The organism is Thaumasiovibrio subtropicus, from assembly GCF_019703835.1.
GTDB classification, from domain to species: domain Bacteria; phylum Pseudomonadota; class Gammaproteobacteria; order Enterobacterales; family Vibrionaceae; genus Thaumasiovibrio; species Thaumasiovibrio subtropicus.
The window spans coordinates 2,436,228-2,463,191 of the sequence record NZ_AP023054.1; the positions used below are offsets into that span (position 1 = coordinate 2,436,228).

24 protein-coding genes and 1 riboswitch are annotated in these 26,964 nt (G+C 46.4%); of the genes, 10 read left to right on the top strand and 14 right to left on the bottom strand.

Annotated elements, in window-relative coordinates; genetic code table 11:
• Positions 1–37 precede the first annotated feature (37 nt).
• From TSUB_RS10755 to TSUB_RS10765, 3 genes are all read right to left on the bottom strand, one after another.
• Entirely contained in the window at positions 38–1,585 is a 1,548-nt protein-coding gene (locus tag TSUB_RS10755) for a methyl-accepting chemotaxis protein (protein WP_087025985.1), read from the bottom strand.
• A 279-nt stretch (positions 1,586–1,864) separates the two neighbouring features.
• Complete coding sequence (locus tag TSUB_RS10760; protein WP_087025982.1) at positions 1,865–2,443, bottom strand: thymidine kinase; 579 nt, start codon at positions 2,441–2,443, stop codon at positions 1,865–1,867.
• 118 nt (positions 2,444–2,561) lie between these two features.
• Positions 2,562–4,184 carry a Na+/H+ antiporter NhaC family protein gene (locus TSUB_RS10765; RefSeq protein WP_087025979.1) on the bottom strand — a complete coding sequence of 541 codons (1,623 nt, stop codon included), beginning with the start codon at positions 4,182–4,184 and terminating at the stop codon, positions 2,562–2,564.
• 85 nt (positions 4,185–4,269) lie between these two features.
• Positions 4,270–4,449: riboswitch (Lysine riboswitch) on the bottom strand.
• Positions 4,450–5,803: 1,354 nt separating this feature from the next.
• Between TSUB_RS10765 and TSUB_RS10770 the strand changes: the two genes are divergently transcribed.
• Entirely contained in the window at positions 5,804–6,199 is a 396-nt protein-coding gene (locus TSUB_RS10770; RefSeq protein WP_087025976.1) for an H-NS family histone-like protein, read from the top strand.
• 57 nt (positions 6,200–6,256) lie between these two features.
• Here TSUB_RS10770 and TSUB_RS10775 read toward each other — a convergent pair whose 3' ends face one another.
• Positions 6,257–7,216: a lytic murein transglycosylase gene (locus TSUB_RS10775; protein ID WP_087025973.1), complete on the bottom strand. Its 960-nt coding sequence runs from the start codon at positions 7,214–7,216 to the stop codon at positions 6,257–6,259.
• A gap of 40 nt (positions 7,217–7,256) precedes the next feature.
• The gene (locus TSUB_RS10780) at positions 7,257–7,535 is read right to left on the bottom strand and encodes a YcgL domain-containing protein (protein WP_087025970.1); all 279 of its coding nucleotides are present in this window, start codon (positions 7,533–7,535) and stop codon (positions 7,257–7,259) included.
• A 367-nt stretch (positions 7,536–7,902) separates the two neighbouring features.
• Here TSUB_RS10780 and minC point away from each other — a divergent pair, with 367 nt between their 5' ends.
• The 4 genes from minC (at position 7,903) to gltS (ending at position 11,100) form a co-directional block, all read left to right on the top strand.
• A complete protein-coding gene (gene minC / locus TSUB_RS10785; RefSeq protein ID WP_087025967.1) occupies positions 7,903–8,562 on the top strand; it encodes a septum site-determining protein MinC in 660 nt (219 codons plus the stop codon).
• Positions 8,563–8,580: 18 nt separating this feature from the next.
• Positions 8,581–9,393, top strand: a complete 813-nt coding sequence (gene minD, locus TSUB_RS10790) for a septum site-determining protein MinD (protein WP_087025963.1) — start codon at positions 8,581–8,583, stop codon at positions 9,391–9,393.
• Positions 9,394–9,400: 7 nt separating this feature from the next.
• On the top strand, positions 9,401–9,664 hold the full coding sequence (minE, locus tag TSUB_RS10795; protein WP_087025960.1) for a cell division topological specificity factor MinE: 264 nt from the start codon (positions 9,401–9,403) through the stop codon (positions 9,662–9,664).
• Positions 9,665–9,873: 209 nt separating this feature from the next.
• Entirely contained in the window at positions 9,874–11,100 is a 1,227-nt protein-coding gene (gltS, locus tag TSUB_RS10800; RefSeq protein WP_087025957.1) for a sodium/glutamate symporter, read from the top strand.
• Between the two features lie 308 nt (positions 11,101–11,408).
• Here gltS and rnd read toward each other — a convergent pair whose 3' ends face one another.
• From rnd to TSUB_RS10830, 6 genes are all read right to left on the bottom strand, one after another.
• Positions 11,409–12,536, bottom strand: a complete 1,128-nt coding sequence (rnd, locus tag TSUB_RS10805) for a ribonuclease D (protein ID WP_087025951.1) — start codon at positions 12,534–12,536, stop codon at positions 11,409–11,411.
• Positions 12,537–12,683: 147 nt separating this feature from the next.
• Complete coding sequence (gene fadD / locus TSUB_RS10810) at positions 12,684–14,357, bottom strand: long-chain-fatty-acid--CoA ligase FadD (RefSeq protein ID WP_087025948.1); 1,674 nt, start codon at positions 14,355–14,357, stop codon at positions 12,684–12,686.
• Positions 14,358–14,403: 46 nt separating this feature from the next.
• A complete protein-coding gene (locus TSUB_RS10815) occupies positions 14,404–15,276 on the bottom strand; it encodes an alpha/beta fold hydrolase (protein WP_087025945.1) in 873 nt (290 codons plus the stop codon).
• Positions 15,277–15,311: 35 nt separating this feature from the next.
• A complete protein-coding gene (locus TSUB_RS10820) occupies positions 15,312–15,611 on the bottom strand; it encodes a hypothetical protein (protein ID WP_087025942.1) in 300 nt (99 codons plus the stop codon).
• An 18-nt stretch (positions 15,612–15,629) separates the two neighbouring features.
• Positions 15,630–16,310, bottom strand: coding sequence for a tRNA (adenosine(37)-N6)-threonylcarbamoyltransferase complex dimerization subunit type 1 TsaB (tsaB, locus tag TSUB_RS10825; RefSeq protein ID WP_087025939.1), 681 nt, complete (start codon positions 16,308–16,310; stop codon positions 15,630–15,632).
• A 22-nt stretch (positions 16,311–16,332) separates the two neighbouring features.
• Positions 16,333–18,252 (bottom strand): DNA repair helicase YoaA, encoded by a 1,920-nt coding sequence (locus TSUB_RS10830; protein WP_087026261.1) that lies wholly within the window; start codon positions 18,250–18,252, stop codon positions 16,333–16,335.
• Positions 18,253–18,548: 296 nt separating this feature from the next.
• On the opposite strand from TSUB_RS10830, the gene purU reads away from it, so the two are divergent.
• Positions 18,549–19,382 (top strand): formyltetrahydrofolate deformylase, encoded by an 834-nt coding sequence (gene purU, locus TSUB_RS10835; RefSeq protein ID WP_087025936.1) that lies wholly within the window; start codon positions 18,549–18,551, stop codon positions 19,380–19,382.
• A gap of 51 nt (positions 19,383–19,433) precedes the next feature.
• Here the strand turns inward: purU and TSUB_RS10840 are convergent, their stop codons facing one another.
• Positions 19,434–19,760, bottom strand: coding sequence for a hypothetical protein (locus TSUB_RS10840; protein WP_159065043.1), 327 nt, complete (start codon positions 19,758–19,760; stop codon positions 19,434–19,436).
• Between the two features lie 100 nt (positions 19,761–19,860).
• Complete coding sequence (locus TSUB_RS10845) at positions 19,861–20,442, bottom strand: VOC family protein (RefSeq protein WP_087025931.1); 582 nt, start codon at positions 20,440–20,442, stop codon at positions 19,861–19,863.
• A gap of 217 nt (positions 20,443–20,659) precedes the next feature.
• On the opposite strand from TSUB_RS10845, the gene TSUB_RS10850 reads away from it, so the two are divergent.
• Positions 20,660–21,670, top strand: coding sequence for a histidine kinase (locus tag TSUB_RS10850; protein ID WP_087025928.1), 1,011 nt, complete (start codon positions 20,660–20,662; stop codon positions 21,668–21,670).
• The gene (locus tag TSUB_RS10855; protein WP_087025925.1) at positions 21,654–22,871 is read left to right on the top strand and encodes a response regulator; all 1,218 of its coding nucleotides are present in this window, start codon (positions 21,654–21,656) and stop codon (positions 22,869–22,871) included. The genes TSUB_RS10850 and TSUB_RS10855 overlap by 17 nt, the downstream gene beginning before the upstream one ends.
• Positions 22,872–23,214: 343 nt before the next feature.
• On the opposite strand, the gene TSUB_RS10860 is transcribed toward TSUB_RS10855, so the two are convergent.
• Complete coding sequence (locus TSUB_RS10860) at positions 23,215–24,135, bottom strand: glycosyltransferase family 2 protein (RefSeq protein WP_087025922.1); 921 nt, start codon at positions 24,133–24,135, stop codon at positions 23,215–23,217.
• A gap of 165 nt (positions 24,136–24,300) precedes the next feature.
• Here TSUB_RS10860 and TSUB_RS10865 point away from each other — a divergent pair, with 165 nt between their 5' ends.
• Both TSUB_RS10865 and TSUB_RS10870 read left to right on the top strand, forming a co-directional pair.
• Positions 24,301–25,443: a glycosyltransferase family 4 protein gene (locus TSUB_RS10865; RefSeq protein WP_087025919.1), complete on the top strand. Its 1,143-nt coding sequence runs from the start codon at positions 24,301–24,303 to the stop codon at positions 25,441–25,443.
• Positions 25,440–26,903 (top strand): lipopolysaccharide biosynthesis protein, encoded by a 1,464-nt coding sequence (locus tag TSUB_RS10870; protein WP_087025916.1) that lies wholly within the window; start codon positions 25,440–25,442, stop codon positions 26,901–26,903. Before TSUB_RS10865 ends, TSUB_RS10870 begins: the two co-directional genes overlap by 4 nt.
• Positions 26,904–26,964 lie beyond the last annotated feature (61 nt).

Genomic DNA, 26,964 nt, shown 5'->3' on the forward strand with positions numbered 1-26,964 from the left:
ATACGCCACCTAAGGTGGCGTATTTACTCAAGCTGGTTCAAGAAGCTTGCGTGTATCCCATCCTTAAACTTCCCCAATGACGTGAGTTAACAAAAATCGGCACAGAGATGTCATGCATGATTTCACCTGTGTCACGTTTATAAGTTTGCAGCAGCATTTTCTCGGTATGCGCACCACAACGCTGACCTGTTCTATCATCAAAGATGCGCTTGGTGCGATTGGCACATTGATCCACTTCGGCATTACCCGTCAACGGCTTACAGAATGCGTTGTTGTGCGTAGGAACATACCCCTTACTATCATTAGCAATCGCATACACTACCTCATCTCTAAATCTTAAATAGGGCTCTTGAATATCGGGCAGCACCCTATCGCAAAACTCGTCAAAGGCTGTTCGATACTTTTGAGGAGACGTGTTCGCTATCGGTTCGTAAGTGCGGCTAAAAAGCGCACTTTCGGTAATTTCACCACTCACCAGTGCGGCACTAAATCGCGCCGCTATCTCTTCAGCACATTTTGCCGCATTGGTGTAGAAGGGGCGATGTGGACTCTGGCTATCAAGTTCGACCATCACCGCATTACACGATTCTGCCATTTCCATTAAGCGCATGGCTTCGTCTTGCAGCACGAGCAGATCCTTATCACTGCCATCAAGCTCATGCTTCACTTCATCAATGGCTTGCGATATCTGTACCAAGCCTTGCTCGTTTAAAATCGCGCCATCAGTTATCTGCGTGACTTGCTGTTCAACCCGCTCAGCTTGCTGCGCCATTGCTTGCAGACTCTGAGCAACGTGACTAATACTCTCTTTTCCTTGCTCTACATCATGAGCGAGTTGACGTATGGTATCCATCATCTCCCCTGTCTCATTCAAAATGAGATGGACGATATGCGCCACCTCATTGGTACTTTGAGACGTCCGCTCTGCCAACCCTCGGACTTCATCGGCGACAACGGCAAAGCCTCTTCCCTGAGAACCTGCTCGCGCCGCCTCAATCGCCGCATTCAAGGCGAGTAAGTTGGTCTGCGATGCTATCTCATCAATCACTTGAGCGACACTTTTTATTCGATTAACTTGCGCATCCAAGCTTTCTATCTGCTGAAGAGAAGCCGATGTTTGTGTATGTATTTGTTCCATTTCAGTCATGGCTTCTTGTAAATTTGCTTCTCCTTGCGTACTGATTTCACGCATTTCGACTGTCGCTAATGAGGCTTGTTGCGCAGCCTCAGCTGTCACGCCAAGTGTTTTAGCAATTTCAGAAGAGGTGAAGGAAATATGGACGACAGACGATAATTGCCGCTCAAGCTTAGGCTTTAATTGATCAATCGCAAAAGAGACTTCCGCGGTACTCACCGCATTATGAGACAGTGAGGTGGAGAGTTTCGCTGGTATCAAAACGGTTTCTTCACGGTTCTTCTCTACGCTTTCCGCCTTCTCGGTCAGAAACAGGCTAGCAAACACACTGATTAAGCCCAGCGCCGTTATCACGATCGCTGACGCACCGCCAGCAGAATAGAAGACAAAACTCGCTGCTACTATCCACAGCACCATGTTGATCCCGATGCGCTTGCGTCTATCCATCATGCTTTCCTCACTATCGCTATTTCATTTGCGTTATTTCAGCCTAAACAGCAACCGGAAAGAAACTCGGGGTGAAGCGTAGTTTTGACCAAAGTTTTAGAGTGTCTTGCTAATATTTAAGGAATCGATCACAGCAGATAATGAGAGATGAGCTTGCCACATAAAAAAACAGCGCATTTGATCACATCAAATACGCTGTTCATCGCCAAGCGAATGCCTCTTCCGATCGCGTTCGTCGTCAAGACTCGCTTAACCCTAATTTATACAAACAGATATCGCGCCCTAACGTCCTAGCGCTTCCTTGTAATGCAGGCGACAAACAGAAACATAGCGTTCATTGCCACCAATCACCACCTGATCACCATCAACAATCGCGTTACCCTGCTCGTCTGTACGATAGACCATGTTTGCTTTTCGGCCACAGTGACAAATCGTTTTTAGCTCGACTAACTTGTCTGCCCACGCCAGCAAATGCTTGCTACCCGCAAACAATTCACCTTGAAAATCTGTGCGCAAACCATAGCAAAGGACAGGGATATTCAACTTATCAACCACTTCGGTTAGTTGATAGACTTGGTTCTTATCTAAGAACTGACACTCATCAACCAAGACACAGTCAATATTTTGATTGTGATTCATGTCTGTAATTTTCGCTAACAGGTCGTCACCTGGTGCATAGAGTTCGGCTTCAGACTGAAGACCGATGCGAGAACTGACCACGCCCACGCCAGCACGATCATCAATCGCCGCAGTTAAAACCAAAGGGTTCATGCCACGTTCTTGATAATTAAAAGATGACTGCAATAAAGTGGTCGACTTACCTGCATTCATCGTTGAATAGTAAAAGTACAACTGTGCCATCTGAGGCTACCCTCCATATTTCCGCCGCGCATCCTACCGAAAAATGGCGAGAATAAAAACAGAAAAGCCCGCCGAAGCGAGCTTTATTGTCCAATACAATCTAAAAGTTGTCTGGCGTTTAAGCGGTTTGCTTAGTCACTGGCTTACGCGACATCTGAATCAAGCCAACGCATACCCCAATGAATGCCAGTGTTGCGGCAATAAATGCAGTGAACAGCGACAATGTGAAACCAAGGACCACAAAACCGACACTCGCGACGATGGCTGAAGCGACGGCGTACGGCAGTTGAGTCTGTACGTGGTCAATATGGTTACAACGAGCACCCGTTGAAGAAAGAATGGTGGTATCAGAGATTGGTGAGCAATGGTCACCAAACACAGAGCCCGCAAGCACCGCACCCAACATAGGTAGCATCAACGCAATTTCTGTCGCTGCAGCCATATCACCAGCGATAGGTAACATGATGCCGAAGGTTCCCCACGAAGTACCCGTAGAAAACGCCATTACACCCGCTAACAAGAACAATATAACAGGTAGGAAAGCGGGGTTAACCGAACCCTCTACTAAGGTAGACAGGAACTTACCCGTCTCCATATCGCCAATGACACTACCGATGCTCCAAGCAAAGAAGAGGATCAGGATGGCGCCAAACATCGACTTTGCACCAATCCATAATGTCGCTGTCACGTCACCCATAGGCAACTTCTGACGCAACACAGGCACCAACGCGGCCGCTAAACCAATTAAGCCACCCCAGAACAACGACATGCCGACATCTGTCTCTTCAAAAGCACCCAGCAAAGAAAAGGCTTCACCGTCATTCGCCAAGCTCTGGTAGCCAGTAAACACCATAAAGAACACTGTCGCAGCAATCAGTACAATGATAGGCATCAGCAGATCACTGACGCGACCTTTCGCACTCTCTGTAATGCCGAGTTCATCATTGAGATCACTACTTGCATCATCGTTCTCGTTGTAACCTTGACCACGTTGTGCCACTTGCTCATGACGACGCATTGGGCCTACATCAATTTGATACCAAGCCACTGCAAACACCAGTAACAACGCAAACACCGCATAAAAGTTCATCGGAATCAAAGTAACAAACGCACTCAATGCGCTGTACTCTGTTACGTTATGCGTCACCAAAATGCCACCAATCACCGTAATGATGTAAGCACCCCAGCTTGAAGCAGGCATCAACACACACATAGGTGCTGCAGTAGAATCGAGTAGATAGGCCAACTTAGCACGTGAGACGTAATAACGGTCAGTGACAGGGCGAGAAATAGAGCCTACCGCCAAACTGTTGAAATAATCATCAACAAAGATAAACACACCCAAAAACGCGGTCAGTAGCTTTGCACCACGCTTGGACTTAATACGGGTTTGCGCCCACTCAGCAAAAGCACGTGTGCCGCCAGAAAGCGTCAATAGTGCCGTCATCATGCCTAGCAACACGAGGAAAGCGACAATACTCATGTTCCACGCGTTCAACGCATAGTTGGTGACTTCTTTACCGTTTTCGGTAACCGTTTCTGCTTCAACAACAACACTCTTGAATGTGTTAAACACGTAAGAGAACGTACCAGAAAAAGAGAAGCCATTAAGAAGGAGTGCTCCTAGTACGATACCTACGCCCAATGACACCAACACACGACGTGTCAGAATCGCAAGAGTTAATGCCGTCAATGCGGGCAATAACGAAATATATGAATTTGAAAAATCAATGAGTTCCATGATCTCTGCTGCAACCAATTGCTCGGAGATCTACTGTACACATAAGCGTGATGAGAGAATAAAGGAGAGAATTTACCCACCTATACCCAACAGTAGCGCTCCATAGTGAATGTATATGACTATGGCAGTGAAATACCTATTCGATATTTCCCCAGCTAATCGACTTGATGAGTCTGACTAACTTCGGCACGGATTCCTTTCGCAAGTGATCATAAGCATCACCCTACTACTTGCTACTGATAACCAGTGCGCCTCTACCCTTAGTTAAGGATGAGGCCATTTTACGTGACCAACCGCACATTGCAATAGATATTGTGCTGTGAAAACACCAACTGATGAAAATTCAAACCACACAACAAACAATAAGCGATATAAATTAACATTTATTACTTCCCATCCAGCATTAACGTCGATGAGCAATATTTCATATCTATCAATTTTATCAATAACATCAAGCAGCTATGTGAAACATCTCTGTCCTGCTTTATCTAGCCAACGAGAACACTTCCTTAGCACGGTTAACAAATCAAAAACAGCCAACTCAGCACCTCGCTATACTCAAACAACTTCAAGACGTATCCCTCGTCCTTTATATACTCAAACCACTTCAAGATGCAGGATTCAGAAGCGGCCTAGCGCGTCGAAGTCAAGGTAAAGATACCAAGGCGAAGGTGTGAAGGAATGGATTTCCCTTTCAAACACCTTTAACGCAGAAATCGGGGCGCTAGTCGCTTCCCGAAGGGCGAGTTTTCGAGGCTCGCCACCGTCGTTACTGTTTTTAATTAATCCACTAGATCTTCAAAACAGTGTCTTGTTGACAAGCCTAGAAACTCTCGCTGAACAAGCGTCTTGAGGTGGTTTGAGTATAAATTTGTTATGAACTGCAAACGTAAAAAATAGATTGGAATCAGCGAGTAACGTATATACTCAAGGTAAGACGGTGGATGGGAGTGGCAAAAACGCAATAAGGTAAGCAGGATAGTCGAAATAATAAGTATCACTTCTCAATGCTTCCTATGCGCAGTCTTCGCATATCCCTTATTCACAGCCATCCGCTTTCTCCTTAACGTACACAAAAGTATGTTAATTTCTATAAACTGCATAGGCAATGACGTATGGGTGATATAGTCTTTCGCATGTGCACAAGCTTTAACGTGCAACTGAGTCAGGTAAAGGCAAGCAATAGTCGCTTACAATTAGAAAGACTTATCTCAATAATTAAACACCTTGCTTGGTGGAGGGGCTTTTTTCTCCGCAGAGAGATGCAAGGTCAGTGAAAATTCACGCCTTCATTACGCTAATACCCCTGCATAAGATCACAATTTCATACATTTTTCTTTGATTTATAACGCTAATCATAAATATGCGCATATCTTCTAATCTGGGACGTGCAAGATTTTCTGATTTATACGGTCGACGATATTCTCCTTTTAAACTGAGAATCATATTAATGACATGATTTTTCTTAGGCAAAAAACAGCTCAAATAAGGTCAAATTCGAAAGAAATAAGTAAATTTACATTCAATGACTTGGCAACCTGTTTGATTTCGTATTATTATTGAACAGACAAAATAACTAACAGCATCCTGCGATGCAATTTAATGAGTAGGAAATAAACATGCCTGAAGCGTTTAAAGCACTTTTGAACTTACGTAGCCTACGTGCACTATCTCGTGAATTAACTCTAGAGCAACTTCAAGAAGCACTAGAAAAATTAACGACTGTAGTTAACGAGCGTGAAGAATCTGAAGCTGAAGCTCGTGCACAGGAAAAAGAGCGTGAAGAGAAACTAGCTCAGTACCGTGAAATGCTAATCAAAGACGGTATCGATCCAGAAGAATTAGTTGCTCTACTAGGTAAAGCACCAAAAGCTAAGCGAGCTGCTCGCCCTGCAAAATACCAATACGTTGACGAAAATGGCCAAGAAAGAACTTGGACTGGTCAAGGCCGTACTCCATCTGTGATCAAAACAGCACTAGACGAAGGCAAGTCACTAGACGACTTCCTAATCTAATTGCGCTTGTCATATAGATTCAAAAAAGGCCCTGATGGGCCTTTTTTATTTTCTGAGTTAATCTCGGATAGAAGCGGCTAATTGCACGACAGAGAAAACGAAATGATGAGAACGATTCCAATCTAGCAGCGCCTGGTAATTGTCATAAACGAGATAATATCGCCCTTCCTGTGGCTCAATTAACCATGCAGAAATCTCGTCAACAGGCAAATCAGCACCGCCATGACGCATGACACCGAGTTCAGCCCACTCTTGCAAACCTTTACCATTTTCCTTTTTTGAACTGATCAAAGACAAATCAAATGATTCAGGTAACGTCACTTGCCGTCCCCAACGATATCCAGCCTGCCAACCGACCGTACTCAAATAATTGGCTGCTGACGCGAATACGTCGGCGGGATTATTCCAAATATCCGCCACACCATCACCATCACCATCAGCGGCATAAGCGAGGTAAGAGCTAGGCATAAACTGACTTTGCCCCATTGCACCTGCCCAAGACCCTTTCATATTGCGACGCTCTATATGCCCTTGATCCAAAATGGTGAGCGCATCAATAAGTTGAGACTTAAAGAAATCCTCACGTCGACCTTCATAAGCCATTGTCGTCAGAGCAGAAATAACATCATATGAACCAGAGAACTTACCGAAATTACTCTCTACTCCCCATAAAGCGACAATAATTTTGGGTGAAACGCCATAAGTCTCACCGATATTATTTAAAACAGCTTTATGTTTTTGATAGCGTTGATTCGCCTGATTTATTTTCCACTGAGGTACAGATTTCTTCAAATATTCATCTAAAGTTAATCTTCTTTCCGGCTGATTTTTGTCCGCTGAGATAGCAGACTCATACAGTTTCACACCTTGAAAAGCCGTTGAAATTGTCTGTTCACTAATTCCTTTTTCCTTGGCGTAGTCTTGCATCTGCAAAACATAATCATCAAAGGATACCTGAGCTGACACACTCGCGCTTGCAGCTAACAAGCATAAACTCAGTAAACTCTTTTTAACCATCCTAGCCCACCTTTGGTGTTACCCTTAATCGTATAACGGTTTAGTTGTCTCGTTTTTTGGCTTCTTTGTACTCATCCAGTAAGTTAACAGCAGGTGGAGGCAGTTGCAGGTAATACCCTTCCTCTTTCAATGCGGCTCTTACTGTCTCAATATTTGCTTGTGCCAAAGATTCACGCTTGTCGATATCGAAAACCATCACAAGTGAAGGATGGCCAAACATCCCCAACAGAGAATCAGGGACACGACTAAAATCATCTTTTTTCTCAACAAAAAGGTAAGACCCTATTTTTTTGTCGCTTTTATAAACAGCACAATGCATATCTTTTTCCAAATTTACCGTATCGTCCAATTTTGAGCACAAAATTGAATAGTCTTGCAGCGTCAATCACTGTCTAATCCATCACCACAAATATCATTTCACTTTTATGACAATGCATCTCTACGCTTATCGAGATGTATTGATAAACCACCTCAATAATTGCAGTCACACAATAAGCGTATGAAATCGTATTGGTGTGAGGCACCGTTTATGACAACGGTTTCCCCAAATAGGTTTAATAGCTTCACAAAAAAAAGGCTTTTTCCCCTAAACGCAACGGATAGCTTGCTGTGACTCCGCAACATATATAACATGGTGTCTTGCTTCGTTAAACCCTATCAGGTACTGATACAAGGTCTCAATGGTTATGAGTAAAATTGCTGAATTGAAAGGTAGTAGTTTCACCCTTTCTGTCCTTCGTCTGTTTGATAAAGACGAAACGGCGATTAGAGACTTTCTAGCCGAAAAAGTCACCCAAGCCCCCGCTTTTTTCGCTTCTGCACCCGTTATTATCGATATAAGCCAGTGCCATGAAGATTTAAACTTTCCAGCTATCAAAGCCGCTGTACTTGAAGCTGGCATGATTCCGGTCGGAGTGAGTGGCTGCCCAGCATCACTTCGCCCGAAAGTAAAAGAGGCACAACTGGCATTAATGACTGCCGCTAAAGAGCCTGCGAGTAAAGCGCCGCAACTCGCACCGACCAAGGTTATTTCAACCCCAGTACGTTCAGGGCAGCAAATTTACGCAAAAAATAGTGATCTTGTCATACTTAATCACGTCAGCGCTGGTGCTGAAGTGATTGCTGATGGCAGTATTCATATTTATGGCACGTTGCGCGGTCGTGCGATAGCCGGGGCGAGTGGTCAACAAGAAGCAAATATATTTTGCCAAAACTTACAACCAGAGCTGGTCTCTATATCCGGCAACTACTGGTTGAGCGACAAGATTAATAGTGAACAATGGGGTGCGTCCGTCAAGATATCTCTCAACGAAGAAAACTTGCATATCGCCCCATTGTCCGTTTAAAAAAAGGATTAAATACCCATGACACGTATTATCGTGGTGACTTCCGGTAAAGGCGGAGTCGGAAAAACTACTACCAGTGCCGCCATTGCGACAGGTCTAGCACTCAAAGGCAAGAAAACCGCTGTTATCGATTTTGATATAGGTTTGCGTAACTTAGATCTTATCATGGGTTGTGAGCGTCGTGTTGTCTATGATTTCGTCAACGTCATCAATGGAGAAGCAACACTTAACCAAGCGTTGATCAAAGATAAACGTGTCGACAACCTTTTTGTCTTGCCTGCCTCTCAGACCCGCGACAAAGACGCACTCACCAAAGATGGCGTGCAACGTGTGTTAGATGAAATGAAAGCAATGGACTTTGATTTCATTATTTGTGATTCACCAGCAGGTATCGAAGCTGGTGCAATGATGGCCTTGTACTTTGCAGATGAAGCGATTGTTACGACTAACCCTGAAGTCTCTTCGGTACGAGATTCAGACAGAATTCTTGGCATTCTTGATTCTAAGTCTATGCGCGCAGAACAGGCGATGGAACCGGTTAAACAACACTTATTGCTGACTCGCTACAATCCAGGTCGCGTAATCAATGGTGATATGCTAAGTGTTGAAGATGTAGAAGAGATTCTTCACATTCCATTGCTGGGCGTCATTCCTGAATGTCAGTCAGTATTGAATGCCTCTAACCGTGGTGAGCCCGTTATCCACGATGAAGTATCGATTGCAGGCCAAGCTTACGATGACGCGATTTCTCGTTTGTTAGGTGAAGAGCGTGAACTACGTTTCCTTTCCGAGGAGAAGAAAGGCTTCCTAAAACGACTGTTTGGAGGGTAATTTAACCATGGCTTTACTTGAATTTTTCCGCCCTAAGCGCGAGAAAAGCGCGAATGTTGCTAAGGAGCGTTTGCAGATCATCGTCGCTGAACGCCGATCGGGTAGTAACAAGTCGCCAAGTTACCTTCCTGCATTGAAAAAAGATATTCTAGAAGTGATTCGACGCTATGTTGATATCGACCCAGATCAAGTCAATGTGCACCTTGACCAAAAAGAGAGTGACTTAGCTGTTCTCGAGTTGAATGTGACCTTGCCTGAAGATAAAGAATAAGTCCACTTCATCACCACAATTCTCAAACCCCGCTTTCGCGGGGTTTTGTTTATCTTAGATTAAGCTAAACACTTTATACTCTGAGCGCCTCAAAAGCTGGCTACCACCTCAAGAATAAAAATACCCAATAAATACCGAAGTTTACATTCACTTAACATGGTTGAGCCGTTATCATTTCACTAAACTCATTGCACTAGGAAGGAAATAACATGGAGCTCGTTGACGGAATCTTACACGTTAACTCCTTTTGGGCTGTTACCCTTGGCATTATCGTGCTGTTCTTAGGGCGTCGCCTCAATCAAACCAATGCCCTTTTAAAAGAATTCAGTATTCCAGAACCCGTATCTGGTGGTCTACTCGTCTCAGTGATTTTGACCGCTTTCTTCTATCTCACTCAGATTGAAGTCAGTTTCAATCTTGTCACTCGAGATATGCTGCTCGTCTACTTTTTCACCACCATCGGCATTAACGCGAGCTTGAAAGATCTCCTTTCTGGCGGAAAGCCGTTACTTATTTTACTTGCTGTCACTATTGTCTACATGATTATCCAGAACATAACGGGCATAGGTGTCGCCTCGCTCTTTGGGTTAGAGCCTGTTGCAGGCTTACTGAGTGGCACAGTGTCACTCATTGGCGGACACGGCACCGCCATCGCTTGGGCGCCCAAAATTGGCGAGCAGTTTGGATTGTCAACCGCGATGGAGATTGGCATTGCCTCAGCAACATTCGGATTAATTCTTGCCAGTATCATGGGTGGCCCGATAGCGAAATTCTTGATCAACCGCTATCAACTTAAGCCAGAAAAAGTGGAAGCGCTTGATGTGGGTATCGCGGAAGATAAACCTGAGCCGCGCCTCACCTCTTACGACTTCCTAGACGCGATATTGGCCATTCATATCTGTATCATTCTTGGTTTAGCGCTCAATGAAGGTATTGCGAAACTCGGGCTCGCTTTACCGCTGTTTGTGACCTGCCTCTTTGCTGGCATACTCATCTCGAATTTGGTGCCAAACTCGTACCCTCGCATTACGGGTACAAAATGGCCTGCTCGCAAACCCTCTGTGGCACTCATTGCTGACATCGCCCTCGGGACCTTTTTAGCCATGTCCTTGATGAGCATGCAGCTTTGGAATCTCATCGATCTCGCAGGCCCAATCTTTGCTATTCTCTCTGCGCAGTTTGTCGTCGCCATTCTAGTGACACTCTTCGTGGTCTTCCCTGCAATGGGGAAAAACTATGATGCAGCTGTGATTTGTGCCGGTTTTGGCGGTATTTCTCTTGGTTCAACACCGACTGCAATGGCCAATATGTCTGCGGTAGCGACAAAGTATGGTAACTCTCACAAGGCCTTCATAATTGTGCCTCTCGTGTGCGCATTCTTTATTGACTTAGTGAACGCGGTGCTTATCCCCTACTGCTTGAAGTTATTAGGCTAGCCTTTAAATCAATGTTACTTGTTTCGTTACTGGATTCTGCTCAGGATCCAGATAACGATTCAACTGCACCAACTGCTGCTGAAATTGAAATGCGAGACCAACCCATCAACACGGCTTTTACCTTCGAGTGTGAGTTGATCCTGATAAAGTCGCTTACCAAGCAAAATAAAGAGCTGAGGCATGTAAAACAGTTCCTGAACTGGATTAAGTATACCGATTTAGTTGTGCAAACAAGTAATAAAAAACCCTGCGCCGTCGCAGGGTTCAATAGGTAAGCACAAGACTGGCTTGTTGCCAACATTCAATGGCTAATTAAACTCATCAATGATGGGTTTAACGCGCGCCTCAAACAAAGGTTGTCGCCAACTCAATAACATATCCGGCTTTTTATCTGGATGTTGATCATACTTTCGATACCAGCCGATCAATTGGTTAATCTGTTTTTTAGAGGCAAGGAACTCTTGCGCTAATCCGGTTTCGGATTCAATTTCAACCACAACATCTTTGATGGCTTTAACCTGCTGCTTGTAGCCGGGTAGATCAACCAAACGGTAAATTTTCGGCGGGAGCTCAGACTCACGAAGCTTCTCAACATCCAACACCATTTTTATCAATCGACTACCGTGGCGTTGAATCTCCATCTTTTCGAATCCTTGCTTAGCCATAAAGCCTTTCGATTTAATGGTATAGCGCGCCAGCTTCCATAAGTTCACTTCTTTGACGATAAAATTAAGGGCCAGGTCACGCTTACGTGCTTCTTCAACTCGCCACTGTGCCGCCTTTTGCAAAATGGCTAACTGACGTGGAGTAAGTTGCCAAGCGTTCTTGATATCCAAGTAAGCTTCCGACGTCGGCCGGGACTTATTGCGCTTACCCGCTACACTGACACATTCGGTAAGCATGGCTTCAAACCAACCCGCTTGTTCAACTTTCTCTTTCAAGCACTCATACAAAGGAAGTAAGTAAAAGACGTCTGCCGCCGCATAATCGAGTTGTTTGTCCGTCAGTGGGCGGGCAAGCCAATTCGTTCTCGCTTCACCTTTTTCCAACTCAATACCGAGATACTCTTTTACTAAGTTCCCGAACCCCATGGAGACACCATGACCTAAGAATGCCGCCATCACTTGCGTATCAATCATAGGCGTTGGCATAAACCCAGCAACATGGAGAAACACTTCCAGATCTTCCCCGCAGGCATGCAGCACTTTGGTGACGCTTTCATTGCGCATAAGATCCCACAAGGGATCCAAGTTCACACATTTAATCGGGTCGACTAACGCAAGATTGTCACCATCAAAAAGCTGAACGAGGCCTAGCTGCGGATAGAGTGTACGCGTACGGACAAATTCAGTATCCACCATCACAACCGACTTCCTAGCGGCCGTTTCACAAAGCTGGCTCAAACGATCATAGTCACTGACAATCTCAAATTTCACACAGGTCCCTCAAATACACATACGTATTAAAAAGCCGACAAAAACGTCGGCATTTTCTTTTTAAGTATCATTGTAACGCAAAATAGGATGACTAGCCGCGCTAAACTGCAGTTTTTATTCAACAGCTTAATCTAGCTCACGCCAATTTTACTCTGCGGATGATTTTTCACGAAGCTCGCGACGAAGGATTTTTCCAACGTTGGTTTTCGGCAACTCATCATGGAACTCAACAATTTTGGGTACCTTGTAACCTGTCAGGTGCTTACGGCAATGGCCCAGCAACTCTTCACGGGACAACGAGGCGTCTTTCTTCACGACGCAAATCTTAACCACCTCACCTGACACCTCATGAGCTTGACCAATGGCAGCAACTTCCAGCACCTTATCGTGTAAAGCAACCACATCTTCAATTTCATTCGGATAGACATTGAAGCCAGAGACGAGGATCATGTCCTTCTTACGATCAACAATATGCAAGAAACCATGCTCATCAAAACGCACAATATCGCCTGTCGACAACCAACCATCTTCAGTTAGAATTTCTTTACTGGCTTCCGGGCGCTGCCAGTAGCCCTGCATCACTTGTGGGCCGCGAACTTGCAGTTCACCAATCTCTTCATTGCCAAGAACATTGCCCTCTTCATCCACAATGCGCACATCTGTCGACGGGACAGGAATACCAATCGAGCCATTGTACTCGACCAGATCACAAGGATAAGCCGCAACTAGCGGCGAACATTCCGTTAACCCGTAGCCTTCTAGCAAGTAGTTACCTGTCACACTCTGCCACTTTTCAGCAACAGCGCGTTGCACAGCCATGCCACCGCCAACAGACAACCCCAATTTAGAGAAGTCTAACTCGTGGAAATCTTCATTGTTCAGCAGTGCATTGAAGAGCGTATTCACGCCTGTAATGGCGGTAAATGGGAAACTCTTCAACTCCTTCACAAACGTTGGAATGTCACGCGGGTTGGTGATCAATAGGTTCTGACCACCCATCTCAACCATCAACAGACCATTCACGGTTAACGCAAACACGTGATACAGCGGCAAAGCGGTGACGATCGCTTCTCGCCCTTCCGTCAGCACTGGCAAATACATGGCTTTTGCCTGCATAACATTGGCAATCATATTGCGATGTGTCAGTACCGCGCCTTTAGCCACGCCGGTTGTGCCACCGGTATATTGCAAGAAGGCGGTATCATCAGATTCGATGATTGGCTTCACATACTGCATGCGGCGCCCTAATCGAAGCGCAGAACGCATAGAGATTGCATCAGGCAAGTGGTACTTAGGCACCATTTTCTTAATGTACTTCACTACAAAGTTCACTAAGGTCGACTTTGGACGAGAGAGCTGATCGCCAAGACGGGTTAATACCACGTGTTTAACCGAGGTGTTTTTAACCACTTTCTCAAGCGTGTGAGCAAAGTTAGAGACAATCACTATCGCTTTTGCCCCTGAATCATTCAGTTGATGCTCAAGCTCACGTGGGGTGTATAGCGGGTTAACATTCACAGCCACCAAACCTGCACGCAGGATACCAAATAGCGCAATCGGGTATTGCAACAAGTTCGGCATCATGATCGCAACACGGTCTCCCTGCTGCAATTTCAAGTCATTCTGTAAGTAAGCAGCAAACGCACGGCTGCGCTCTTCTAACTTACGAAACGTCATGACTTGGCCCATATTGACATAGGCCGTCTGGTCAGCGTACTTCTGCACCGACTTTTCAAACATATCGACCAATGACGGGTAGCTGTCCGGATTAATCTCCGCAGGCACGTCTGATGGGTAGAGTTTCGACCACACCTTATCCACGGCGCTCTCCTTTATAAAATTTATGCTTTTCAATCGACACTCTGCATCACTTCGAAAAGTGAGCCGCTTTCTCATGTCGCTGAATATGTTCTATCAAGCGTTGCGAAACCAACGCTGGACTTTCCAAATGGCAATGGTGACCTCCGGGTACCTGATGTACCTGCAAATGAGAAAACCATGCCTGTCGTTGTTGTTGTTTAAGTTCTTCAAATCCATCCAAGCCCAATACCGCTGTCACTGGACATTGAATGGCCTTCACTATTGCCCTCGACTGGGCTTCACTCAATCGAAACAGAGAGTCTGCTTTCAACCGTACATCATGACGCCAAAAAACACCTTGCTCTGTCTCTTGGGTACCTCTTTCTATCATTGGCCAGAGCAGCGACTCCTCTAACGGTGTCACCCGCTGGCGGAGCTGCAACGCTTGTGCTCTAGATTGCATCGCCCTCACCGATTTCTCACGCCAAATCCTGCGGCTTTGAATCCCTTTAGTCAGGCGCTGTACGACATTATTCTCTGATTCGAAAAGCGGTGCCAGCGATTCAATTAAAAAGAGTGACCGAACTTTAGCGGGAAACGCGGCAGCGTAGCAAGTTGAGATCAGACCACCTAGAGAATGTCCGACCAGATGAAGTGAAGAAAGTTGTAACTTGTCGATAAATTGCGCCAAATCGTCGACATAATCGTGAAAATAGTAGAAATTATCGTAACTTCTTGGTGATGAATAGCCATGCCCCGCCAAATCCATAACCCACAAGTTACACACATCTCGTAACAATTCAGTCATGCTATGAAACGACGCAGCGTTATCTTGCCAACCATGTAGAGCAATAACACTAGGTTTGTTGGCATCGATATCTCTGGTGCCGAGGAAGGCAATCCTCTGCCCAGAAGGTAAGTTGATGGAATCTGATTTCATTTTTGACAGGATTGAAAGTGAGTAAGCGCTAACTGTTATACATAGATATCAACACCAAACATCTCCGAGAGTTCATCTCGACGACGTTGGTTTAGTACATCATGGTAGGAGGATAGCGCTTGTTGATGTTTTCGATCTGGCGCATCGTATTGAATACGTGCTTGCTCTCGCATCGCAGTCTCCGCTTCTTCACTGCGGCGAATACCTCGAGATACGGCAGTAGCTACCGCAGAAGGACGGGCGACAGAAGCACTCTCTTCGCTTTTCTTTGTCTTTTTATTCTGTACCTTTTGTGATTGCCTTAGTGTTGGTGGCAACCCATGAATTGATACCATACCCGTCCCTTTTTAGCGTTATTCGCGACCTGGTAGCTTCTTCCAAGTCACTTTATCACGCAGATATACTGGTTCTGCCTTGTCGGGAGTGACCGACTCATTGAGATCAACTAACATCACCATATCTTGCGCCTGAGGATACAACACACCAGATGGCGTCGTCGCCAAGTCCAACTGTTCACTGAGCTCAGGATAGGCATCCCATCCTGTTCCAGCCGTCGCCCACGTGCCTTCACGCTCAGCAACCACAACCTGTTCTGGCGCTGCTACCATCTCAGGGGCAATGGCCTGCCACCCTTGATCATCACGGCGGTACTGTGCCCAGTATAGTTCACCCATACGCGCATCAATGGCCGTCAACACCGACTCCACTTGATGCTCACGGTAACAGGCCTGCGCCATCGCAGCCAAGGTTGATACACCCACCATCGGCAACTCAGCGCCGAATGCTAAACCTTGTGCAATTCCGATACCAATTCTTACGCCAGTAAAACTACCAGGGCCACGTCCAAACGCCAAACCATCGAGTTGGCTCAAAGATAGGCCACCTTCAGCCAATACTTCATCGACCATCGGCAGTATTTTGGTCGTATGCTCACGGGGTGCTATCGCACTGCGGTGAATCACATCATCACCCACACGAAGGGCTACAGAACAATTTTCCGTCGCTGTATCAACAGCAAGAATCTTAAGCGTCATTCATACCTCTGAATGCTCATTATCATATCGAAGATGCACCTGCATCTAACAAAAACTGTCGTACATCGCTCAAAGAACGAGTACGGGGAATATCCGGCAAACTGCGCAAGAACACCGCGCCATAAGGGCGAGTAACTAAACGATTATCACAGATCACCAAGGCACCACGATCACTGTTATCACGGATCAAACGGCCTACCCCTTGCTTAAGGGTAATTACCGCATCGGGAATCTGCACATGCGCAAAAGGGTCTCCACCTTGTAAACGGCAATCTTCAATTCGCGCTTTTAACAACGGGTCATCAGGCGCAGTAAAGGGCAATTTATCAATGATAACACAGCTCAATGCTTGCCCTCTAACATCGACACCTTCCCAAAACGCACCGGTTGCCACTAACACCGCGTTGCCTTCCTCTAAGTATTGACTCAGTAGCTGCTGCTTTGGCAAATCACCTTGGGCTAAGATAGGCAGATCGAGCTTTTCTCTAAACCCTGCCGCCAGATCACGTACCATTTGATGAGAGGTACACAGGAAGAAGCAGCGTCCGTCATTGTCTTCTATCACAGGCGCGAGCATGTCGACTAATTTATCCGCCAAGCCGAAACTGTTCGGCTCTGGTAAAAATCGCGGCACACACAATAAGGCTTGTGATTGATAGTCGAATGGGCTCGGTAATGAAAACTGCTCAGCAGGTTTTAAACCTAGGCGATTAGCAAAGTGGCCAAAGTCATCATCCACCGCCAACGTTGCAGACGTAAAAATCCAAGCCCCTTTCTGCTCTTCAATCTGCTGATGGAAACGTTCAGCGACCGACAACGGCGTGATATGCAAGCCAAAATGACGAGGCGTCGTATCGTACCAATAAGAATAACCGGTCACCGACGTATCACACACACGTTCTAAACGCCCTTTTATTATCGCAGTGCGTTCAAATGCCGTGTCAATAAGCTGGCTGCGGCCCAGCGCAAGCTTGAGTACATCATAAGTCAATGCCAAAGCATCACTTAAACGCTCCACCTCTCTCGCAATCGGTGCAGACTGCAAGGCATCACGCCAGTTACCACGAAAGCCGCCATCGCCAAGTATGAGTCGCAAGTCCATGGCCGCTTGTCCAAGCCGATCAGACACTTTCTGCAGTTGCTTCATATCGCGTACTTCGGTGCGATAACCTATCATGATGTCTTTTGCTAACTCGGTTAGCTGCCGACTAGTCAGGGACTGACCAAAATACTGACTGGCAATATCGGGGAGTTGATGCGCTTCATCAAACACAAACACTTCGGCTTCGGGAATCAGCTCGCCAAAGCCAGTCTCTTTTATCGCCACATCAGCCAAAAACAGATGATGGTTGACAACAACAAGATCAGCTTCCATCGCGCGGCGACGCGCTTTAACCACATAACACTCTTCAAACGATGGGCAATCTTTACCTAGACAATTGTCATTAGTGGAAGTAATCATTGGGATGAGCGGGCTATCTTCTTTCAGCACATCGCACTCGCTCAGATCACCGCTTTTTGTTGCACTTGCCCACTGCCTAACACCCACCAACTCGGTGAAGTTTAGGTTTTCACCCAAATGACTTTCATCAATCTGATTGGCCAAGCGCTCTGGACAAAGATAGTTACTTCGCCCTTTGAGCAGTGCCGTGATCCCTGAAAACTCCAAGGCTTTTGCCATCAAAGGCAAATCACGATGGTACAACTGCTCTTGTAGCGCTTTCGAACCGGTACTAATGATGACTTTCTTACCGCACGTCAACGCAGGCACTAAATAGGCAAACGTTTTGCCCGTTCCCGTACCGGCTTCAACCACCAACTGTGTCTGCGTTTCAATGGCCGTCGATACCGCGCGCGACATAATGCGCTGCGGTTCACGGGGGGCAAAACCGTCAATCGCCGTCGCTAACACACCATCAGGTGAAAAATACTCATCAATCATCGCGTTATCCGCTGGAACCTTTTGGCCATGGCAGTCAAAATCGTAGCCGGCCATTATGCCTTTAACACCCACACGTCACAAGTTCCCCACCTTGCAGCTGTAAGGCACTGAAACCACGCTACAACTGCATCTTCATGTAACGATTTTGCCTAAAACGTACGAACTTGGCCTGATCTATCGCATAACCTTTGACCCATCAGTAAATAACAGGTAAAACGTGAAGTTGAGCAACTTCTGTCCAGGCGATTTTCACTCTCACTTTTTCGTTTGGCAAGAGACAGATAATAAGGAAAGACATGGAACGCAAAACACTTCTCACCGAGTCGACGGATGCGAAAGGACTGATCGCGAAAATCACCAACATCTGTTACAAGCATCAACTCAATATCATTCACAACAACGAATTTGTTGATAACACTAATCAGCGCTTTTTTATGCGCACAGAGTTAGAAGGCTACTTCAATGACGAAACCTTCTTAGCCGATATTGATAGCGCGCTGCCAGATGATAGCTGCCGCGATCTGATAAGTTCAGGTCGCAAGCGCATTGTTATTATGGTGACCAAAGAAGCGCACTGCTTGGGCGACATTCTGATGAAAGCGTTTTCTGGGGCACTGGATGTCGAGATCGCAGCCGTCGTCGGTAACTATGACGTACTAGAGAGCCTCACTGAGAAATTTGATATTCCTTATCACACCGTCAGTCATGAAGGCTTATCGCGAGAAGCGCATGAAGAGAAAATCATCGAGATTGTGAATAGCTACTCACCAGATTACGTGGTTTTGGCAAAATATATGCGCGTTCTCACTGAGTCTTTTGTCGCCGCTTTCCCTAGCAAAATCATCAATATTCACCATAGCTTCTTGCCAGCTTTTATCGGTGCAAAACCTTATCAGCAAGCCTATGACCGTGGCGTAAAAATCATTGGCGCAACCGCACACTTTGTGACCAATGATCTCGACGAAGGGCCGATCATCCACCAGCAAGTGATTCCTGTCGACCACAACTTTAGCGCTAAAGATTTAGCACACGCGGGCCGCGACGTAGAAAAATCTGTATTGAGTAAGGCGCTCGCTCAGGTGCTTGATGACCGTGTTTTTGTGAATGGCAATCGTACGGTCATTTTATAGCGTCGTCTTCAAGGCAAACAAAAAACGGTCACCAAAGTGACCGTTTTCAGTTTAATACTGCTCAGGTGTTGGACCGCTCTCGACATTATCAACAGGGCGCGATAACCACTGGTCATAGAGCTTGCCAACCACATTACGAGTGTACAAACGTTCGCAATAATCACCATTCAAGCCTCTGCGCGTATATTCGCTTGCAACAGCCACTCGCGTCTGTGTCGTTGGGCGACCATAGATTTGAATTTCACACAACTCACTGTTGCTCATGTATTGTGGATATACCGTCACCGGGCTATTTCCCATTCCCATTCGATTCAATGACTGCGTACTACAGCCACTCAGCAAAGATAGACTCAACACTAAAACAACGCGAAATAACACTTATCGTACCTATCACTCAATGAACGCTTAAAAAGTAGAGCACAAATACTATCAAAGCGTTAGTCATTGATGCCAAGATTATGTAAGAAAATATGGTCAATTACACCGATTGTTCACTCGCCACGACTGCTTCTATCGAGTGAGCATGAAACTTAACGCAAATGCCTTGGCGCTTGATCGCAATCGTCGGGTTGGGTAACTGTTCTCCCTCCGCCTCAGGTTGGCTTGCTTTGTATTCGAACCCTTGAGAAACCAATGCATCAGGCGTCAAAGAGTGCGTCGGAAACAACCGCTGTAGATCGTCTTGCAACTGCGCCAATGTCGTTGCCCCCCCGGGGATGACAAACTCGATGTGCTCCCACCCTTCATTCACATAACGTTTTTTACTTGGAAAAGGCAGCTCAATACAAGGAACCTGCCACGCACCAATCTGTAATGGCGATTCAAGCTTAATAATCCAAATTGGGCGGCCATTAATCACGGCTGCAGAAATGCGTTCTCCGTAATCCAACCACTGCTCAAAGCAGGCTTCAGCAACAGACTGGTCATTCAAGCGCAGAGCAAGGTGATCTGCCTGCAACTGCGAGGCATCGATGGAAAGTGATTCCAGTAAAGCAGTTACGTTACTAGCAAACAAAGGTAACGCATTCAGCAGTGATTGAGGGGTCATTGTGTTACTCATTTTAAAATCACCTAGATTCACAGTAGCACTTCATGCGCTAGCCATCTCAAAGTGCTGGAGTATACTCCAATCTTTTCCAAAGTTCAGCGTCGTCGAAAACCTTAAAACCCCTAAATTTCATAAACTTAATAAATAAAGTACTAAATCATCTCGCATGAAAATTGTAGGTATGAACTTTGCATAGTCCTAGTATCGTGACTTTTTAGGACATGCGACCATGCCTTTTACTAAGCCTGCACAGTGCAAACTAACACTTATCGCGCTAAGCATTATCATGCTCAGTGCGGTTGTGGGCGCAGTCACCATGTGGCTAGTGGTCAGCAACCCATTGAAGAGCTTTACCATTTCCATTGTGACTTTACCCGTTTTTGTCATGCTGCTGATGGTACACAGACGCTTTTTTATTTCGCCTTGGCAGCAGCTACTTAGCACCACAGAAACCTTCTTAATGTCCCACTCGCTGCAGTATCCCCCGAGATCACAGCCCCTAGAAGTGCAAAACCAGATCCAACTCTACATTTATGCGATAGCAGAAAGGTGCCAGTTCCAAGCCCAACAACCCTCACTAAATACAGAGAAAGATCAAGGCTGGGGCGATGAAATCAATCGCTATTTGCAAAATGAGAAAATCGTTTTCTCAAACTTAATTACGCAACGCATTCAAGAAGTGACACAGCAAATCATGTCCACGCATCGCAGTGAAGATGCCATCAAGGCACAGCTTGAACAACTCAATGCGATTCCAAAAGAGCTCGATGCCATCTGGTCTAAAGAGCACAATAGTGTTGTCCTTCAACATTTTCACCGAGATGTACTGGCCCCCGTGCTGTCGTTCACTGCGCCGCTTTTTGACCAGCAGATAAATCTCGTTCAGCATCATGAAGATGAAGTACCTGTCCTCAAATGCGATACTGTCACGCTGCGTCAAGCCTTATTCAGACTACTAGTGACAGCCACAAACCATACCCACGGTTACGGCACGATCACCTTAAAGACTTACTGTCGCTACAACACATTTTGCATCGCTATCTCTGACGGTGGCGATGACGAAAATAGCCAACAACAAACACCGTTAACGCTGCATCAGCTTGCGACAACATCCTTGCTAAAGCAGTCGCTCAAACGCATGTCAGCGCAACTTTCCTTTAACTATCAAATTGGATATGGCACTACCGCTGTAATCAAGTTGCCCATACACAAGGAACTGAGTCATGAAATATCATCCTAAAGTGCTTATCGTCGACGACGACAAATCGATTCTTATGCTGTTAGAGCACAGTCTCAACAAACACTTTGTGGTGACCGCCTGCTCAGCACCTTGTGATGCCTTAAACCTCATCAGTGAGAATGAGTTTGATATCGTGATTACCGATTTCTCGATGCCCTACATGGATGGCATTACCTTACTGACGAATGTGGAAGAGATACAACCCCATTGTGCTCGCGTATTGATCACTGGCGACGCCGATCTCGATACCGCTCGTCGTGCAGTTAACGAAGGGCATGTGAGTGCATTCCTGACAAAACCTTGGCAACATGCCGAGCTACTCGCAGCCATCACTGCCATTGCATTAGACGTCGAAAAAGAAAAAGCGCAAATCAAACGTTTTCACTCAATTACCTCACAACACCAGAAATTAGAAGCTTCAATCCAGTTCCAACGCAAGCAAGTGCAAAGCGCCCAAGCTCAAGCTAAAAAGCAGATAAAGAAACAGCAAGCGCTTTACCAAAGTACTATTACCGTCATTCATCAGCTCATTGAGATGCGTTTTGCGACGAAAAAAGAGCATTACGAGCGCATCTCGAAGCTGGCGATGAAGTTCGCTACCTACATGCAGTTCACCAGCAAGCAGACAACCACCCTTTACCTCTCTGCCTTGATGTATGACATCGGCCTGCTCGCGATTGAAGGGGACATTGCTGACAAAAATGGCGAAGCCTCTCTACTCGGCTCACAACTCGTTTCGGCGATTCCCGGATTAACGGATGTAGCGAGTACCATTGAGTCACTGAACGAAAACTACAATGGTTCTGGTAACCCTCACCGACTCAGTGAGGACAGCATTCCCTATTTGGCACGCACGCTGCGGATTATTCGAGATTTCGATTTGCTTCAAGAAAAAGCCGATGAATCAGGGAACCGCCGCAAATATGCATTCGTACAACTCTACCGAAATGCACATAGCCAATACGATCCCCAAATCGTGGCAACCTTTGAGCAATTCATCAATGCCAACCTCTATGAGCTTGACGCCTCCGCCTGTCTATCGGCTGATGAACTCGTTGAGGGGCAAGTGGTGAAACAAGCCATTGTGGGTACCAACGAAGCCGTGTTACTCAAATCAGGGATGACACTAACAGCGCCACTCATTTCGCGTTTAAAGCGCTATGAAATTGAACACAACATGCGATTGGCCGTCTTTATTTAAACGCTAAGAAAGAAAACAAGGGGGAAGCAGACTTCAGCATCTCCCTTTTTTACTGCCCTCGAATAACGGCGATTACCTCACTACATTCCTCTTGTTTAACTGAAATAAACGAGCCGCTTCGATATCGACTCAAGCGACGTGTTTTGAGAGAAACAGCAAACTTGGTATCAAGAGGTATCAAGAAAAGCTTAAAACGATCTCATAGGCTAAATGGAAAAACGGTCACCATGCTAACCTGCCTAGAAAATTCACCCGAAGTCAGGCATTTTGAAGTGGCTTAAAACACAAAGGCCCATTTTCATCAGTGAATGGGCCTTTTTCACATCCGAGTTGACTCGTTTCATCACCTTAAAGACAACATCTTCAACGTATCGCCTGAGACTGTTTTCAGTGTTTGAATATCCGGTTTTAAACAAAATCCTGCCAACTCTCTCAACACCGCGCCGCCATAGGCCTTTTTAAAACGCATATTATCGGCACTTGCCGATAGCCAGCGTTGGTAGCCCGCTAACAGACAAATGGGATTACGCCAAACGGCTGCGGCGTGTTTATCTAAGATGGATTTCATCGCTTGAGCCCGTTTTTCATGATTGCCGGATATTGCGCCTACACGGCCAAAGGTGTAGTCGCATAACGGCTCATTGACCACGCCAATTGGGCCGTAATCCGCCAGCTTCAACCATAAGTCCCAATCAGAGGCTGATTTTAAACTCGCATCAAACCCGCCAACAGCCAGTAATGCATCGCGTCTTGCAAGTACCGTACTTGTCCCTACCATGTTTTCTCGGTACAAATCGGGCATAAAATCATTAAACACGTAAGTCATAGGGGAACCCACCTGCTTTAACCAACGATGGAAACGTGGCCAGAACTGAAAACAGTGCAGCCGAGTACGCTCACCTTCAATGTAAAAAAGATAATCGGTAAAACTCATCACCAACTCAGGGTTTGCACGATGCATTGCAAGTTGATGTGTAAACTTATCAAGATGCCAGTAATCGTCGGCATCAAGAAAAGCAATCAGCTCGCCTTTCGCAGCTTCAATCGCTAAGTTACGCGCATTAGACACGCCGACACGATTCGTTTTAATGACCTTGATATCGGCTTGCTCGGCTAGCCACTCGCCCGAACCATCATTGGAGCCGTCATCGATAACCAATATCTCTAACTCAAGACCTTGCATACGCACAGTGTCTATGGCTTTGGGTAACGTTTCCAAGCAGTTATACGTCGGCATCACCACTGTCACGGTAGGATTTATCATCTTTCTGTCTCCAATGAGCTTTCACTTAATAGATCCTCTGCTGCGATTATTGTGCCAACTCATTCCTTGACCGTGTCGTCATAGACTCAAGACCCTTTTTATGATCTTGGCATCCTCTTTGCCTAGTTCGGTTATCGAATCGAATACATTACAAAGGACGCTAAGATGAAAAAGATTGGTTATGTGATCCCCGCATTCCCCGTGTTATCAGAAACATTTGTGGGCGTAGAAATGCGGGCAATGCGAGAAAAAGGTCATGAAATTCAACCTTTTGCTTTCGAGGCGACCCAAGGTTGTCAGCCTAGCGATACGGAATTAGCGCAATCGTGCCAGTACATCAGTGCTACATTACCGAAAGGAAGCTGGCGATGGCTACGCCATGCTCATCGCTGCCATCAGTTTCTCAGCGAGCAAGAAGGGTTTGCTTACCTGTCTCTCCTTAAGCAAGGCATCATCTTGGCTGAGATGGCCGCAAAAGCACAATGCGAACATCTTCATGCGCATTTTGCGTGGCATAGTGCAGCCACTGCTATCGTCGCAGCCAAATTGCTCAACATCTCCGTCTCTTTTGTCGGTCATGGCGCTGACATCTATTCTTCGCCGCAAGACTTAGACGCCAAACTCGACCACGCATCCTTTGGCTGTGCAGTGACTAACGATATGCAAAGCCATTTGCAACAGATGACCGATACCCCTATCCATTATGTGGCATGCGGCTTGGAGTCTGAACACTACCCTAGATTCAATAACGAATGGGTACCTTTACGCGATTTCTTGTTTATTGGCCGATTGGTTGAAAAGAAAGACCTTGAAACCTTAATCAGCGCCTTTCGCCAACTCCCGAAAACGGCCAAGCTCGACATCGTCGGTGACGGCCCACTGTATGACAAGCTCCACTTATGGATCAGTGAAAATCACCTGAGTAGCCAAGTCACACTGCTGGGCTCACGCAATGCCAACTGGTTCAGGCAAAATGCCCCCCTCTACAAAGCGCTTGTTGCGCCATTTTGTATTGCGAAAAACGGCGACAGAGATACAGGACCGCTGGTATTGAAAGAGGCGATGGGACTTGGATTACCTGTTATCACAACAGATCTCGCCGGATGCAAAGAAATTGTTGATGAAGAAACTGGATTCAAGGTTCCGATGCGCAACCCGTACGCGTTGGCGAGCACTATGCAGTATGTATACGAACAACCAACAGCAACCTTGCTAAAGCTTCGCCAACTGGCCTATGAGCGTGTGTTTTCAAATTACAACGCCGCAAATCACGCAGCCTCACTGTCACAATTGGTACAAAGCGCATGAATATTCGCCTATCCACCACCCAGCATATGGCTCGCATTCGGGCGTCGGTTACATCGTTCAGGCTCCCGAGTATGGCAGCCTATGCGGTTGGGCTCGTCTTCAGTAAGATGCTGGCGCTATTACTGCAACCCTTGCTGACCCGTTGGCTAACACCTGAAGAGTTTGGTGACTATGCGGTGCTCATTACCTTGGCTAACTTAGTCTCTGTCATCATGCTCGTCGGCATGGTCGATTGTCTGTACCGTTTTGCACATCAGGAACTCAGTCCCGCCCCTGCTTCGCAATCGGCGAATAAGCGCTTATCTAGCCCAAAGTTCGATGGTATCTGGACGACAACGGTGATGGCGAGCTCAGCCATCACACTACCCTTACTGATTTGGCCGAGTGTCATTGCCGACTGGTTACCGGGCACCTTGTCTGATCTCTCAGTGCGCTGCCTGATGCTAAGCGTGTTGCTCAGTACCCACTCCGCGTTGCAGCTCGCCCGACTTCGGATGGAAGATAAGGCAAAACCTTTTCTCATCATCCAACTTCTTTTCGCCACCGTGCAATGCCTGTTCATTGTGGTCTTAACCCCAGTCTCTGGCGTTGACGGCATCATGATTGCGAGTTTGATTGCCAATGCAGTCCAGTGGTTACTTCTGCATCGCGACATGCCGGGCTTTTCGCTTGGTCAATGGCAACAATTTGTTCGCTATGGGAGTGGCATTATGGTGTCTGGCGTGATCGGTTTTGTGACGCTTGGTGCAGAGCGGTGGGTACTCGGTGGGGCCGTGGGTACTGCCGAACTCGCGGTCTATGCGATAGCCATGCAGTGGGCACTGGCGGCGACATTATTGCTCGAACCCTATGGTATGTGGTGGTTTCCTAAGCGGTTTTCGAGTGTCGAGAAAGACCAACGCTATACCGCCGATATGAGTGTTTTTGGCTGCCAGCTCGCCACTGTGATTGCTGCCTTGCTGATTGTCATCGGCTGTCCGTTCCTCACGCTATGGCTACCCGAAAACTATCACCAAGCCAGCGAGATATTACCTTTGCTCGCTTGGGTAATGTGGTTTAAGTACCTCAGTACACAACTCAACTTAGGTATCTATGCGGATAAAACCGCAGACACTGCAGCTGGACTGTCAGCCTTGTGCGCGCTCATTGCGGTTGGGTTAATGTTGACGCTCATTCCTGTTTTCGGTCTCTATGGGGCGGTCATCATGGCGTTGCTTTCTCAAGTTATCCGCTTTGGCCTTTTCCTCTATGTGAGTCAGCGCAGACTGCATCTCCCCTATCGGTATAAAGACCTCATCGTCTGCGGGATTGCACTGGCAGCGATCACCTTCATACAGCTGCACGCGAGCGACAGGCTGTCTGTTTATCTCTCGAGTGCATTATTGACAATATTCGCAGGCGGACTTGTCTTCTATATTTACAGAAGTTGGCAGCGTTATACACACGCCGTATCCGCATAACGCGAGTTATGTGGACTGCACGACACATTAAATTTTTCGACGAGGAAAGACAGCTTCACTT

Excerpts from the sequence above, each read along its gene's own strand:
- TSUB_RS10755 (WP_087025985.1), bottom strand. The coding sequence starts at position 1,585 with ATGATGGATAGACGCAAGCGCATCGGGATCAACATGGTGCTGTGGATA.
- purU (WP_087025936.1), top strand. The coding sequence starts at position 18,549 with ATGGAACGCAAAACACTTCTCACCGAGTCGACGGATGCGAAAGGACTG.
- TSUB_RS10860 (WP_087025922.1), bottom strand. The coding sequence starts at position 24,135 with ATGATAAATCCTACCGTGACAGTGGTGATGCCGACGTATAACTGCTTG.
- minC (WP_087025967.1), top strand. The coding sequence starts at position 7,903 with ATGAGTAAAATTGCTGAATTGAAAGGTAGTAGTTTCACCCTTTCTGTC.
- tsaB (WP_087025939.1), bottom strand. The coding sequence starts at position 16,310 with ATGACGCTTAAGATTCTTGCTGTTGATACAGCGACGGAAAATTGTTCT.
- TSUB_RS10845 (WP_087025931.1), bottom strand. The coding sequence starts at position 20,442 with ATGAGTAACACAATGACCCCTCAATCACTGCTGAATGCGTTACCTTTG.
- TSUB_RS10865 (WP_087025919.1), top strand. The coding sequence starts at position 24,301 with ATGAAAAAGATTGGTTATGTGATCCCCGCATTCCCCGTGTTATCAGAA.
- TSUB_RS10830 (WP_087026261.1), bottom strand. The coding sequence starts at position 18,252 with ATGATTGATGAGTATTTTTCACCTGATGGTGTGTTAGCGACGGCGATT.
- TSUB_RS10870 (WP_087025916.1), top strand. The coding sequence starts at position 25,440 with ATGAATATTCGCCTATCCACCACCCAGCATATGGCTCGCATTCGGGCG.
- gltS (WP_087025957.1), top strand. The coding sequence starts at position 9,874 with ATGGAGCTCGTTGACGGAATCTTACACGTTAACTCCTTTTGGGCTGTT.
- TSUB_RS10765 (WP_087025979.1), bottom strand. The coding sequence starts at position 4,184 with ATGGAACTCATTGATTTTTCAAATTCATATATTTCGTTATTGCCCGCA.
- TSUB_RS10775 (WP_087025973.1), bottom strand. The coding sequence starts at position 7,216 with ATGGTTAAAAAGAGTTTACTGAGTTTATGCTTGTTAGCTGCAAGCGCG.
- minE (WP_087025960.1), top strand. The coding sequence starts at position 9,401 with ATGGCTTTACTTGAATTTTTCCGCCCTAAGCGCGAGAAAAGCGCGAAT.
- TSUB_RS10855 (WP_087025925.1), top strand. The coding sequence starts at position 21,654 with ATGAAATATCATCCTAAAGTGCTTATCGTCGACGACGACAAATCGATT.
- TSUB_RS10780 (WP_087025970.1), bottom strand. The coding sequence starts at position 7,535 with ATGCATTGTGCTGTTTATAAAAGCGACAAAAAAATAGGGTCTTACCTT.
- TSUB_RS10815 (WP_087025945.1), bottom strand. The coding sequence starts at position 15,276 with ATGAAATCAGATTCCATCAACTTACCTTCTGGGCAGAGGATTGCCTTC.
- TSUB_RS10760 (WP_087025982.1), bottom strand. The coding sequence starts at position 2,443 with ATGGCACAGTTGTACTTTTACTATTCAACGATGAATGCAGGTAAGTCG.
- TSUB_RS10850 (WP_087025928.1), top strand. The coding sequence starts at position 20,660 with ATGCCTTTTACTAAGCCTGCACAGTGCAAACTAACACTTATCGCGCTA.
- TSUB_RS10820 (WP_087025942.1), bottom strand. The coding sequence starts at position 15,611 with ATGGTATCAATTCATGGGTTGCCACCAACACTAAGGCAATCACAAAAG.
- minD (WP_087025963.1), top strand. The coding sequence starts at position 8,581 with ATGACACGTATTATCGTGGTGACTTCCGGTAAAGGCGGAGTCGGAAAA.
- TSUB_RS10770 (WP_087025976.1), top strand. The coding sequence starts at position 5,804 with ATGCCTGAAGCGTTTAAAGCACTTTTGAACTTACGTAGCCTACGTGCA.